This window comes from Arcicella sp., from assembly GCF_964672035.1.
The window spans coordinates 1-12,742 of the sequence record NZ_CBABQS010000008.1 but is presented as its reverse complement, the minus strand read 5'-3'; the positions used below and the strand labels follow the sequence as shown (position 1 = coordinate 12,742).

At 34.4% G+C, this 12,742-nt stretch carries 11 protein-coding genes; 7 read left to right on the top strand and 4 right to left on the bottom strand.

The window, feature by feature from the left end; all coding sequences use genetic code 11:
- Positions 1 to 52 precede the first annotated feature (52 nt).
- The 4 genes from AC1W31_RS03570 to AC1W31_RS03555 all read right to left on the bottom strand — a co-directional run bounded on the left by AC1W31_RS03570 (position 53) and on the right by AC1W31_RS03555 (position 4,159).
- A complete protein-coding gene (locus tag AC1W31_RS03570) occupies positions 53 to 1,852 on the bottom strand; it encodes an acyl-CoA dehydrogenase family protein (RefSeq protein WP_481733031.1) in 1,800 nt (599 codons plus the stop codon).
- A gap of 170 nt (positions 1,853 to 2,022) precedes the next feature.
- A complete protein-coding gene (locus tag AC1W31_RS03565; protein ID WP_481733030.1) occupies positions 2,023 to 2,493 on the bottom strand; it encodes a MarR family winged helix-turn-helix transcriptional regulator in 471 nt (156 codons plus the stop codon).
- Positions 2,494 to 2,666: 173 nt separating this feature from the next.
- The gene (locus AC1W31_RS03560) at positions 2,667 to 3,455 is read right to left on the bottom strand and encodes a hypothetical protein (protein ID WP_481733029.1); all 789 of its coding nucleotides are present in this window, start codon (positions 3,453 to 3,455) and stop codon (positions 2,667 to 2,669) included.
- Positions 3,456 to 3,625: 170 nt separating this feature from the next.
- Positions 3,626 to 4,159: a hypothetical protein gene (locus tag AC1W31_RS03555; RefSeq protein ID WP_481733028.1), complete on the bottom strand. Its 534-nt coding sequence runs from the start codon at positions 4,157 to 4,159 to the stop codon at positions 3,626 to 3,628.
- Positions 4,160 to 5,283: 1,124 nt separating this feature from the next.
- Here AC1W31_RS03555 and AC1W31_RS03550 point away from each other — a divergent pair.
- The 7 genes from AC1W31_RS03550 (at position 5,284) to AC1W31_RS03520 (ending at position 12,726) form a co-directional block, all read left to right on the top strand.
- Positions 5,284 to 6,135: a sensor histidine kinase gene (locus AC1W31_RS03550; RefSeq protein WP_481733027.1), complete on the top strand. Its 852-nt coding sequence runs from the start codon at positions 5,284 to 5,286 to the stop codon at positions 6,133 to 6,135.
- A gap of 295 nt (positions 6,136 to 6,430) precedes the next feature.
- Positions 6,431 to 7,237 (top strand): LytR/AlgR family response regulator transcription factor, encoded by an 807-nt coding sequence (locus AC1W31_RS03545; protein ID WP_481733026.1) that lies wholly within the window; start codon positions 6,431 to 6,433, stop codon positions 7,235 to 7,237.
- Positions 7,238 to 7,571: 334 nt separating this feature from the next.
- The gene (locus tag AC1W31_RS03540; protein WP_481733025.1) at positions 7,572 to 8,300 is read left to right on the top strand and encodes a lysophospholipid acyltransferase family protein; all 729 of its coding nucleotides are present in this window, start codon (positions 7,572 to 7,574) and stop codon (positions 8,298 to 8,300) included.
- A gap of 178 nt (positions 8,301 to 8,478) precedes the next feature.
- Positions 8,479 to 9,258, top strand: coding sequence for a TIGR00266 family protein (locus AC1W31_RS03535; protein ID WP_481733024.1), 780 nt, complete (start codon positions 8,479 to 8,481; stop codon positions 9,256 to 9,258).
- Positions 9,259 to 9,313: 55 nt separating this feature from the next.
- Positions 9,314 to 9,964, top strand: coding sequence for a gliding motility lipoprotein GldD (gene gldD / locus AC1W31_RS03530; protein ID WP_481733023.1), 651 nt, complete (start codon positions 9,314 to 9,316; stop codon positions 9,962 to 9,964).
- 245 nt (positions 9,965 to 10,209) lie between these two features.
- Complete coding sequence (locus AC1W31_RS03525; RefSeq protein ID WP_481733022.1) at positions 10,210 to 11,427, top strand: peroxiredoxin family protein; 1,218 nt, start codon at positions 10,210 to 10,212, stop codon at positions 11,425 to 11,427.
- A gap of 102 nt (positions 11,428 to 11,529) precedes the next feature.
- Positions 11,530 to 12,726, top strand: a complete 1,197-nt coding sequence (locus AC1W31_RS03520) for an MFS transporter (RefSeq protein ID WP_481733021.1) — start codon at positions 11,530 to 11,532, stop codon at positions 12,724 to 12,726.
- The last annotated feature ends 16 nt before the right edge of the window (positions 12,727 to 12,742 follow it).

Here is a 12,742-nt window from a genome sequence, read left to right as displayed (position 1 = left end):
AAAAAAGAGGCAGAAAATCTGCCTCTTTTGTATTCTATACCAAAATTGTATTTTAAAACAAGTAACCATTTTTCTCAATTGATGCCTCTGCAATACGTCTTCGGGCATTTTTCAAGTTCATTGGTTCTATTTTTGTAAAGCGTTTCAAGCCCATTAACATCACTCTCAATTCGTCTCCTTCGGCAAAACTGGTAATGGCTGTTTTACCCGCCGTATTTACTTTATCAACGGCCGTATGTAAGTAAATCATGGCAGTATCTTTCTGCAATTCACAAGCTGCTTCGCCACGAACACCGATTAATTTTTCAACTCTCAAAAGTGTTGATTCTGCCACGTAAAGTTCAATCATCATATCTGCTAAATTCATAATGATTTCTTGCTCATGTTCAAAAGTCATCATAAATTTTTGCAAAGCCGCACCCGCAATCATCAAAGTGGCTTTCTTTAAATTTTTAATCACTTTTTTTTCAGCCATCAAAATTCCTTCTTCCTCTTCCAAGCTGAAATCAGGAATTGCCATAATTTCTTTACCAACTGCCATGGCCGCTGGCATCAAATTTAATTCACCTTTCATGGCACGTTTCACAATTGTACCTACCGAAAGCAAACGGTTAATCTCGTTAGTTCCTTCAAAAATACGGTTGATTCTTGCATCACGATAGGCTCTATCCATCGGTGCTTCTGCCGAGAAACCCATTCCTCCGTAAACCTGAACGCCTTCATCTACCACAAAATCCAACACTTCCGAACCGTGAACTTTCAACATTGCACATTCAATCGCAAATTGTTCAACGCCTTTCAATTTAGCTTGTGCCGAATCCATACCACTTGATAAAAGGTTTTCAATTGCATCGTCAATGTTTTGTCCTGCACGATAACACGCTGATTCTGAAGCAAATACTTTAACCGTCATTTCGGCAATTTTGTGTTTAATAGCACCAAAATTACTGATGGAAGTATTGAATTGTTTACGTTCATTTGAGTAATTTACCGATTTTGCAATCACACCTTTACAAGCTCCTACAACTGCCGAAGCTAATTTGATACGACCAATATTCAAAATATTTACCGCAATTTTGAAGCCTCCTTCACGAGTAAATAATTGATTCTCAACGGGAACGACACAGTCCGTAAAAAACACTTGACGAGTCGAAGAACCTTTGATTCCCATCTTGCGCTCTTCTTCGTTCATCGTGATTCCGCCAAAGGTTTTTTCAACGATAAAGGCAGTCAATGATTTATCTGAATCTATTTTTGCAAAAACAATAAAAAGGTCTGCGAAACCAGCATTTGTTATCCACATTTTTTGTCCGTTGATGATAAAATTCTTACCATCTTCCGATAAAACTGCCTTCGTTTTTCCTGAATTTGCATCCGAACCCGAATCTGGTTCTGTTAAGCAATAAGCCGCTTTCCATTCACCAGAAGCAAGTTTTGGCAAATATTTTGATTTTTGTTCTTCATTTCCGTAATACAAAATTGGCAACGTTCCAATTCCTGTATGAGCCGAATACGCTACCGAGAACGAATGTCCACCACCACAAGCCTCCGCTACCAGCATTGAAGTATTGAAGTTCATCCCGAACCCACCATATTCTTCTGGAATGGCAGTTCCCAACAAACCTAATTCACCCGCTTTGTCCATCAATTCCACCATCAAATCAGTATTTTTGGCATAATCAATATCATCTAAACGTGGGTGAACTTCAGTGCGGAGGAAATCCAAACAAGTTTGAGCGATCATTTGTTGTTCTTCCGTAAATTCTTCTGGAATAAAAACCTGTGAAGCTTCAATATCTTTGATTAAAAATTCGCCTCCATTAATAGAAGCTTTGTTTTCTGTAATAGTCATGTTTTTGTAAATTAAAATACTGGATATGAGGTCTTTGTATCTGATTTTTTGTTTGAGTAATTTTAAATTGGTATGCAAGCATACTATTTTTTTGTAAAGATACGTAAATAAAAAAATGCTATGCAAGCATAACATTTAAAATATTTTTGAATGCCGTAAAATGGTGTTTTTTAATCGACGAAAGTATCTTCTATTAAGTTTTCGGCTTTATAATTGGCGGTGTCATTATTAACAATTTCATTAATATTTTTCATTACTTCAAAGAAAATGTTAAGTTTTTCTTCGCCAATTTTTTCATATATCGCATCATTAAATAAAATAACTCCTTGACGAGCATAATCTCTTTTACGCTTACCATCTTCGGTAAGATACACTTTTACCACTCGGCGGTCGTCGGCATCAATTTCACGGCGAATCCATTTTTTGTCTTCCAACGATTTTAACATTCGAGTCAGGCTTCGGGGTTCTAAACCTAACGCTGGTGCTATTTTAGTGGCAGGAGTGCCTTTTTTATCAATATTCAATAGGACATAGCCAATCGCCATGGTCATATCAAATGGTCCTGCATAAGAATTATACATCCGACTGATGGCGTGCCAACCAGATTTTATATGATAATCTACGGTTTTATCTGCTTTCATGATTCAATTTGAACAAAATGGGAATTATTATGCACTGCATAACAATGCAAATTTGATAAATAAATATTTGTTATGCAAGCATACCATTAAAAAAAGAGAATAGTTAATAGTTGAACATATATTCGTCTATTTTCTACTAACTATTCTCTGTTATCTAAACACTAATCTCTATTTTAAAACATTTTATCTGATTTTTTGAACTGAACCTTAAAGCGTTTTTCATCTTTTACATCCCTAATTTTTACGATGTATTCGCCTGGTGAGAGTGCATACGTGGGCAATAAAATTACCTCATTTTTGCTTTTCTGTACGGCATCGCACGGAACCCCCATACCCGAAGTAGTGCTAAGTAAAATGTCATTTTCTTTAATATTTTCCATCTTCACTCTTATCATTTCACCTTCTTCGGAAGTATGTAAAGTAACGCCAAAAGCTTCTCCATTAATGGCAGTAACTTCTACCGCCATGGGTGAATATACGTGCATATTCCGTTCTGAATCAAATTCTATGATTCGATAGTGATTGGTAAATCCACCCGAAGGAGTTTCGTCTATGAACGTATTTAGGTCTTCGTTTTGGGTAGGTTTTAGTTCGGCTAAGTCATAAAATTTTTCAGCATCTTTACTCCGTTGAATAATAAATTTACGGCTATTATGCCCTTTTGGAGTTACCCACATTAATTGCACATTTTGCTCCGCTGCTACTACTGTTAGCCCGATGGTTAAGTTAGAAGTGGTTTGTACACGCCCTTTTAAGCTACTTTTTAACGTTGAATTATCGCTCGTTTTTTTTTCGGGTTCTTTTATAAAAGAATCCAAAAATTTGAGTTCTGATTTAGCCGATGCTAAATTCAAGGAGGTAAGAATACCCGCAGGTTGTTTGGGTAGTGTGACAAACGCCATGGCCGCTAACGATGTACACGTAATCCCCAGTCCCAAAATGTGCTTGTGAAGGTTTTTCATGAGAAATTGATGGTTGTTAAAATACTTATCTTCGGGCGGAAGAGCGGAGATGTGCGTGGTAAATCAATAACAAATATCATTCCAAAATAGGAGGTAAGGAGTAAGGATAAAAAAAGGATGACATCGCTCAAAGCAATGCCATCCTTAAAACTTATGGTAGATTTACTATTTTACTTCACCTTATTTCCTTTCATCCGACGCACTTTAATTTTCAAATTATTCAGTACACTTTTGGAAAGCATAATTCTCACACGGGGTTTTTTATAAATCACTAAATATTTATTTCCTTCATAATCTAATCTCGAAAAAGCAGGATTACCTTGTGCATCCACTAATTGGTAATAAAACTCGCCTTTTTCGCCTGCCACGGGCCCAAAATGTAGCGCATTATCTTCCTTGCCATTTTCAAATGATAGTAATAAATGTCCAGCATCTTCTTTCTGCAATTTTCCAGGCGTTCCTTTTTCTAAAGAAATTCGATTAATATATCGTCCGTTTTTAAAAATCACCTTTCCAGATTTAATATTTGCATCGGATGAAGGAACTTCACGTTCAAGATAAAGAGGATTGTCGTTATAATATTGAATTCGAGTTAAATCAAGTTCATTTTCTTGGAGTTGGTGCATCAACGAACCCGTTAAAAACACATTTTTTTGGCAACTTGCCAGCGAAATAACGCTGAGGATAAGCAAGATTTTTTTCATAATTCTCACGTAAGGATTTAGGAGTACTTTAGAAGGCGGATTGACGATAAGTATTGTGAATCAGTAATTTAGTTTCTTGGCAATTAATAAAAACCTACGACTTCTAATGATAAAAATACTGAATATATTGTTTAATATCCAAATTTTAATGGTTTTATCAACCATTAAACGCATTTATTAGATAAAATTATACTTTTTAATGTAGGCAGTCCAAAGACTATGCCAATTTTAATTTTATTGGAATTGAGCATAATAGCTTGAAAATTTGATTGAATCGTCTTCACATAACTCAAAACTAATAAATATCCGAAACTGAACTTATAAGAATAACTATTATAAATACTTTCAAGAAATTTTGAAAGTTCAAAACAATACTTTACAAACCATTATAAAAGCTGATGAAAGCCTCTTCTGGCGGGTATCTTTAAATTATTCAAATGATTAAGTATTTCCTAAAAGGCAAAATATAAACCAAACCCACTATTCATAAATTAATCCTTACTTTGTGAAGTATCAAATAAAAGACTCAAAATGAGTCTTTTATTTATTAACAATTCTAAATATAATATAAATATAGAAATACTCCATTTAATAATTTTTCTCTATCGTATTTTTCAAGTAAGTAATAGGATTTAATATTTATTTAGATTAACACAATTTGTGTAAATGATATTGATTATCAATGTGTTAAGATGTAGTATTTCTCGAACAATATTGTGTTTTTGTAATATTTGACTTTTGGGAACTTAAAAGAAATAAGTAAAAATGTGATTTAAACGGTAATCTTATCTTCATTCTTCAAATTTTGAAAGTGTTAATTGTTATAAATCAGTAATTCATTTTATTAAGCATTTGTGTAATAACTGACTGAAAATTAAGATATTACATTTTCAAATAAGTATATTTATAAAATCTTATGCAGCCAATTCATGACAAGAAATAAAATCTATTGGATTATACAATTTTCTTCGTGGGGGTTTTATATTATTTATATCGCACTAAGGATTCCGTATCTCAAAGCTGATATGCCCAGCTTGGTACTCGCTCTACTATTTAATTTTATTCTTTTTATTTTCACCACCCACATTTACCGTCAATTAGTCCGAAAAAGAAATATTGAGGGAATGAAACTTCACCAGTTTCTGTTTTTTCCAGTGCTTGCCAACTTTATCATTGCGTTGCTTGTACAAATAGTGAATAGCGATGTTTTACACTTTGACCAGATGTTTTGGAAAGGTTATGAACATACGCCACAGAGTTATATTATTCAAAGTCTTGATACTTTCAGATTTGCTATGCCTTGGTTTATTTTTTATCATGGTATTAAATTCGCCGAAAAGGCTATTCAAAATGAGCGAGATAAATTAGAAGCACAAATGCAGTTGAAAATTGCAGAATTAGAAAATTTGAAGAATCAATTAAATCCCCATTTTTTGTTTAATTCACTCAATAGTATTCGTTCGCTGACAATATCAGATCCAAAATTGGCTCGTGAGGCTATCACAAAATTATCGGATTTGTTACGGATTTCTCTAACGTATAAAGGTTTACAGGATATTCTATTTGAAGAAGAATTAAATTTGGTTAAGGACTATCTTTCGCTCGAAAAAATCAGATATGAAGATAGGCTAAATTATCATTTTGAGATTTCAAAGAAAATTCTTAATGCACTTATACCACCAATGGCCTTGCAATTATTAGTTGAAAATGCCGTTAAACATGGAATAGCAAAAGAAAAAAAGGGAGGGGAAATATTGATATTTGCTCATTCGGAAGAAGGAAACTTGATTTTTGGCGTAAAGAATACAGGAAATTTAATCAAAGCCAATGCTGATAATAGTAAAAGACTGGGAATTGGTTTAGCAAACTTAAAAAGACGTTTAGAATTAAATTATGGCGTTATGGATGGTTTTAAAATTTCTGAGCTAAATAAAGTCGTTACTTCGGAAGTATGTATTCCAATGAAAGTAAAATAATAGCGTAAGAAAAGTAAATATATGACTCGATTTTGGCCAAAAACATTAGCTGTCTAATAAAAAATAAAATATAAGTAGATAATTAGTGAAAAATATTACAGAATTTGTTACTTTAGCGGAGAAATGTCGAAAATAGTAGCTTTTTATTAAAATTAGTTCAGCTTTGATTATTTTGTGCATCATTTTTGCACACAAGTCTCTAATTTAAAATTGGTTAGTTTTAATACTGTCCCCTGATTGGTTCACAGGTGTTGAGCCAGATTGTTGAATTTTTGAAAAACTAAGTTACGCAGATATGGCAAATAGAAAACCCTATTCCCCCCGAGCTGGTAACCGCCACTATCAAGAATTGTCCCCTGTAAAGCAAATGAGTAAGAAAATTAAAACGATTTTGGTGGATGACGAAAGGTTGGCCCGCCAAGAATTAAAGTATTTGTTGCAAGAATATCCAGATATTCAGATTATTGACGAAGCCGAAAACGTCGATGAAGCTTTGGAAAAAATCCACCGCCTGCAACCAGATTTGATATTTCTTGACATAGAGATGCCAGAAAAAAATGGCTTCGATTTGTTGAGTGATCTTGAATATGTTCCCAAAGTGGTTTTTGTAACGGCTTATAATCAGTATGCTATTCAGGCTTTTGAGTCTGAGGCAATGGATTATTTATTGAAACCAATGAAATCAGAACGCTTGGCAAGAACAATTGAGAAGGTCCGTTCAGATATTCAGCAACATAGAATTACAGAAGCAGTTTCGGAAGGAAGACTTCCTGCTCAAAAACGTATTTTCTTGAAAGACGGCGAGAAGTGTTATTTCGTTCGTTTAACAGAAATTTATATGATTGAATCGGTGGGTAATTATTGTCGTTTCCATTTTGGAACAGACCGTCCGATGATTCACCGTTCTTTAAATAAAATTCAAGAGCGTTTGGATCCTCATATTTTCTTCCGTGCGAATCGTCAGCAAATTATTAATACTGAATATATTGCCAACATTGAATCTTATTATAAAGGTGGAATGAAAGTGGCTTTAAATAACGGGATTGAATTAGAAATTTCGACTCGTAATTCGGTAGCTTTCAAAGAAATGATGGGTATGTAGTATTTAAAAGTACGGTCATTGCAAAAGAGTCTTCAAACTTAATTTGAAGACTCTTTTTTGTTCAACTTTATATTATTTTTTCATTCATTTGATAAGAAGCTTTATTGAAAAATTAATACGGATACATATAAAATGGAGAAGTCCTATATATAAGAGTTTTATCATTTTGTTTCGGCAAATATGTATTTTTACTTGTTTTGTTATCCTAAGATAAGTAATATTGTTCAGGAAAATATCTGCACAGATATTCTTTTAGGGTTAACAGTGGCGGCTGTTAACCTTTTTTATTTTTTGTCGTCTTCAAATTAAAAATGAAACCTATTATCTTTGTTTCATGCGTATCCTAAACTTCTTTTATACCCTTTGGGCAGCCTTTTGGTTTGTATTCTTGTTTATGCTGTTATTTCCATTTTTCTGGTTGTTTCTACAAAAAACCGAATGGAAGTCCAAAGCTCATTACCTAAATAGATTGTGGGGTAAGATGTTTTTTCCAATTGCGGGTATTCCTATCAAAGTTCAATATGATTTTGAACCTGACGTTAACAAGACTTACGTTTTTTGTGCCAATCATTTTTCATACGTTGATATTGCGGCCATGGGCATGATTATTAAAAATTATTTTGCATTTGTAGGAAAAGCATCCATCAAAGGAGTGCCTTTGTTTGGGTATATGTTTACTAAACTGCATATTCAAGTGGATAGAAATGATAAAAATAGTAGAGTCACTTCCATGAATCGCTCCTTAAAAGCACTACAAGGTGGACGAAGTGTGATGATCTTTCCTGAAGGGGGAATTTGGTCAAAAAACCTTCCAAAGATGTCGCTACCTTTGAAAGATGGCGGATTTGCGATGGCAATTAAAGAACAGATTCCTATTGTACCCATTTCACTTTTGAATAATTATAAGATAATTCACGATGATAAGTTTGCTGTTTATCCACAAACAATTCGGGCAATTGTGCATAAACCGATTGAAACGGTGGGCATGACCAATCATAACATTGAGGAATTGAAAGCGAAGTTTTATGAAATTGTTCAAGGAGCTTTGGATAGTCATCAGTAAGCAGTTTTTAAGTTGGTAATTTACAGTAGAAAGCGTTTATCAGAATTTAGGGAACAATATTTATTAACTGCCTACTAATATTACCATTTAATAGTTCTTTTGACCAATCAGCGACTTATTGTTTCTCAGATTGATTTCATAATCATTAATTTGTAGAAAAATTTAAACTGAAAAGACAATGAATTCACACGAAATTGATTACAAAATTATTGGCGAGGATATTCAACTCGTAGAAATTGAACTTGACCCAAACGAAACGGTGATTGCAGAAGCGGGGTCGATGTGTTATATGGAAGACGGAATAACTTTCGAGACTAAAATGGGCGATGGTTCGAGTGGTGATAATTCGGTGATGGGTAAACTATTTCAAGCGGGTTCTCGTTTATTAACGGGTGAATCATTATTTATGACTCATTTTACAAATCGTGGTATCGGCAAACGAAAAGTAGCTTTTTCTGCCCCATATCCTGGCACAATTATACCCATTAATCTATCTTCATTGCCTGGAAATACACTGATTGCCCAAAAAGATAGTTTCTTATGTGCCGCTTTGGGAACGAAGGTTTCAATCACTTTTAATCAAAAAATTGGCGCTGGATTTTTTGGTGGTGAAGGGTTTATTTTAGAAAAATTACAAGGAGATGGGTTGGCATTTGTACACGCAGGAGGAACCATTATTGAAAAACAATTGAATAACGAAACCCTCAGAATTGATACAGGTTGTATTGTGGCTTTTGAACAAAATTTGACTTACGATATTCAACGTGCAGGTAATTTAAAATCAATGATTTTTGGTGGAGAAGGGATTTTCTTAGCAACGGTACATGGAACAGGAAGAGTTTGGATTCAATCAATGCCGATTTCAAAATTGATTCGTGCCGTGAGTCCGTACGGAGGAAATACGAAGAAAGAAAATGGCTCAGTGTTGGGTGGTTTGGGCAATTTATTGGGCGATTAACATCCAGTAAACAATTATCAATAAATAGTTATCAGCATAAATAATGTTTCAAATTATGACAGGAGGTAAAAATTATCATATAAAAGATTGGCTTCATTTTGGCTCGAAACTGTGTACTGCCAATTGTTTACTACTTACTGTTTACTGCTTATTATTTTTTAATTGTCGTCAAAAAAATGATGGTTCAGACTTTGTGCCTAAGCCGAAAGGTTATAATCGGATAGATTTGCCAGTGGCTCAATATCAGCAAATGACTGAAAATCATCCGTTTAGTTTTCAATATTCAACCCAAGCTATTTTGAAGCCTGACACTGTTCGTTGGGCAGAACCGCATTGGATGTATGTGTATTATCCGAAACTAAATGCGATGATTCAATTGACATATAAACCTTTGAATGGCGATAAAAATAAAATGGCAAAGTTGATTGATGATGCTCATAAATTAGTGGCAAAGCATGGTCAAAAGGCGTATTCTATTCAAGATTATGTTTTAAAAATGCCCTCGAGACAAAAAGCAATGTTGATGGAATTGGAAGGAGAAGTTCCCACGTATTTGCAATTTTATACCACTGATTCTACCAAACATTATTTGCGTGGCGCTTTATATTTCAACACTGCTTTAAAAAGTGATTCACTGGCTCCAGTGATTGATTATTTGAAGAAAGATGTATTAAAACTATTGAATACTTTGCAATGGAAGAAATAAAAACGCACAGATAAACTCATGAAAGTCAGAGGCTTATAACTTCTGGCTTTTTTATTTTATGCAGATTTTAACTTTATGAAAGAACTAATCTCCATTAATTGAAATTATATAACTGCAACCACATAGAGAACATTGTAAACATAGCGTAGGCATAATCAAATAGTTAAGAAAATTTTCGCTATAAAATTAAACTGAAAGTCTATGCTTCCTATCTTTTCTATGTGATTGCATTACTCAACATCAACATGAAAAAAATCTTAGTTTTAGTATTAATTTTTGTCTTTCAAGGACAATTTTTGAAAGCACAAACAACCCGCTGGTGGGCAAATATTCAAATCGAAGGCGGAACTTTACCTTTCGGTTTAGAACTTCAAAAAAAGGCTGATAATACCTATCAAGTGTATATTTTGAATGCTTCGGAGAGATTTCAAACCGATGATGCTTCTATCTCGGGCGATTCATTGAGAATCCCTATTTCACTTTTTGATGCAGAATTAGTGGCTAAAATGACTGACAAAAATTTGACGGGCATATTCCGTAAAAATAAAGGCAGAAAGTCGTTTGTTCAAGTGCCTTTTAAAGCAACTTTGGGCTATAATTATCGCTTTGTACCCACCCAAAAAGTTGCCAATAAAATGGATTTGCAAGGGAAATGGGCGACAAATTTCATCAATACGACTACGCAAAAGAAAAGTTTTGCCGTTGGAATTTTTGAACAAAAGGGTAACATCGTAACAGGTTCATTTTTAACGACCACGGGCGATTATCGCTACATGGATGGCAATCGGGTAGGGGATAGTTTGTTTCTTTCAACTTTTGATGGCTCGCACACTTTTTTGATGAAAGCTAAAATTACGGGCAATAAAATTACGGGTAAGTTCAGCGATTCGGTGCTTGGATTTAAGAATATTGAATCTCAAAAAGACGATAAGGCAGAATTGCCAGATGTTAAGAAAATTACCTATTTAAAAGAAGGTTACGAAAAATTAAACTTCACTTTTCCGAATGAAAAAGGAGAAAAGATATCCTTGTCGGATGATGCTTTTAAGGGGAAAGTTGTAGTAGTTCAAATCCTTGGTTCGTGGTGTCCAAATTGCATGGACGAAAGCAGTTATTTATCACCATTTTATAAAAAAAATAAAACTAAAGGTTTGGAAATTATTGGATTAGCGTATGAAAAAAATGCTGATGCTGAATTTTTTAAAACGAAAATGGCTTTGCTTCGCAAGCGTTTTGGCATTGAATATCCATTATTGCAGGCGGGTTTGAATAATTCAGAAAGTGCCACTGAGAGTCTGCCAATGTTGAACAAAGTAATTGGATTCCCTACGACGTTAATTATTGATAAAAAAGGTAAGATTCGTGAAACACACACCGGTTTTTCAGGGCCCGGAACGGGAAAATATTATACCGAATGGGTCGCCGAGTTTGAGCGTTTGATGGATAAACTTTTGGCTGAGTAAATTTTGGTTAGTAGTTATTTAAACTTTAATGTTTGAAAATTGATACCTATTTGTTACTTGATTAATTAATAACCAACTACTGATTACTAATAACCACCCTAAATGACTAAAGACCAAAAACTAATTTTATATCTATTGGCTTGCGTTCAGTTTACCAACATCATGGATTTTATGATTATGATGCCTATGGGACCAATCTTGATGAAAGCTTTTGACATAACTGCCAGAGAATACAGTTTTTTAGTTTCTGCTTATTCAATTAGTGCGGGTATTTGTGGATTTATCGCTGCCTTTTTTGTCGATAAATTTGACCGTAAAAATGTGCTTACCATTGCTTACGTTGGTTTTTTAATTGGCACATTTGCCTGTGCAATTGCTCCCACTTATTCGATGCTGATGCTTGCTCGTATAGTAGCAGGCGTTTTTGGGGGAGTTTTGGGTTCGCAAGTGATTGCTATTGTGGGTGATACCATCAGTTACGAACATCGTGCGGAGGGTTTATCCATTATTATGGCTGCATTTTCAACGGCTTCGGTTTTAGGCGTTCCGTTGGGAATGTATTTGGCCTCGAATATTAGTTGGCACATCCCATTTATGTTTGTTGTAGCCGTTGGATTTGTGAATTTATTGCTCATTTACAGATACTTACCTAGTCTTCGAGGGCATATTAACCTATCCTTAATTAAACCGAGTCCATTTGCTGTTTTGACAAATATTAGTAAAGATGCTAACCAATTAAGGGCTTTGGCACTGTCATTAGTCGTAATATTTGGGCATTTTTGTACGATTCCCTCTTTAAGTCCATACTTGACAATAAATGTTGGAATGTCTGTTGATCATGTTTCATTAATTTATTTAGTTGGTGGGGCAATCACCATTTTTAGTGCCAGAATTGTGGGTAAAATTGCCGATCAAAAAGGGAAATATCTTATTTTTGCTACTTGCGGTACGTTGTTTTTGATCCCCGTTTTTCTAATGACTCACTTGCAATCGGGTGCAAGTTTAGCACTTATTTTATTCATCACTTCCATGTTTTTTTTATTTGCTAACGGACGCACCATCACCTTGCAAGCCATTGTTTCGGGCGTAGTAAATAGAGAGCAAAGAGGAGGATTCACCAGCATTAATTCTTCGATGATACAATTAGGGTCGGGTGCGGCCTCATTTGTGGGCGGTTTAATTGTAGAAAAAGCCTCTGATGGTACTTTATTGCATTACAATTGGGTTGGATATATGTCTATATTTTTCATGATTTTGGGAATTATTATTGGGAAATACGTAAAACCCCTTGAAGCCTAAAATTAAATAAAACCTA

What these genes read in the sequence shown, in the direction of transcription:
- AC1W31_RS03570 (WP_481733031.1), bottom strand. Translation starts at nt 1,852, where the DNA reads ATGACTATTACAGAAAACAAAGCTTCTATTAATGGAGGCGAATTTTTA.
- AC1W31_RS03565 (WP_481733030.1), bottom strand. Translation starts at nt 2,493, where the DNA reads ATGAAAGCAGATAAAACCGTAGATTATCATATAAAATCTGGTTGGCAC.
- AC1W31_RS03560 (WP_481733029.1), bottom strand. Translation starts at nt 3,455, where the DNA reads ATGAAAAACCTTCACAAGCACATTTTGGGACTGGGGATTACGTGTACA.
- AC1W31_RS03555 (WP_481733028.1), bottom strand. Translation starts at nt 4,159, where the DNA reads ATGAAAAAAATCTTGCTTATCCTCAGCGTTATTTCGCTGGCAAGTTGC.
- AC1W31_RS03550 (WP_481733027.1), top strand. Translation starts at nt 5,284, where the DNA reads ATGAAACTTCACCAGTTTCTGTTTTTTCCAGTGCTTGCCAACTTTATC.
- AC1W31_RS03545 (WP_481733026.1), top strand. Translation starts at nt 6,431, where the DNA reads ATGGCAAATAGAAAACCCTATTCCCCCCGAGCTGGTAACCGCCACTAT.
- AC1W31_RS03540 (WP_481733025.1), top strand. Translation starts at nt 7,572, where the DNA reads ATGCGTATCCTAAACTTCTTTTATACCCTTTGGGCAGCCTTTTGGTTT.
- AC1W31_RS03535 (WP_481733024.1), top strand. Translation starts at nt 8,479, where the DNA reads ATGAATTCACACGAAATTGATTACAAAATTATTGGCGAGGATATTCAA.
- gldD (WP_481733023.1), top strand. Translation starts at nt 9,314, where the DNA reads ATGACAGGAGGTAAAAATTATCATATAAAAGATTGGCTTCATTTTGGC.
- AC1W31_RS03525 (WP_481733022.1), top strand. Translation starts at nt 10,210, where the DNA reads ATGAAAAAAATCTTAGTTTTAGTATTAATTTTTGTCTTTCAAGGACAA.
- AC1W31_RS03520 (WP_481733021.1), top strand. Translation starts at nt 11,530, where the DNA reads ATGACTAAAGACCAAAAACTAATTTTATATCTATTGGCTTGCGTTCAG.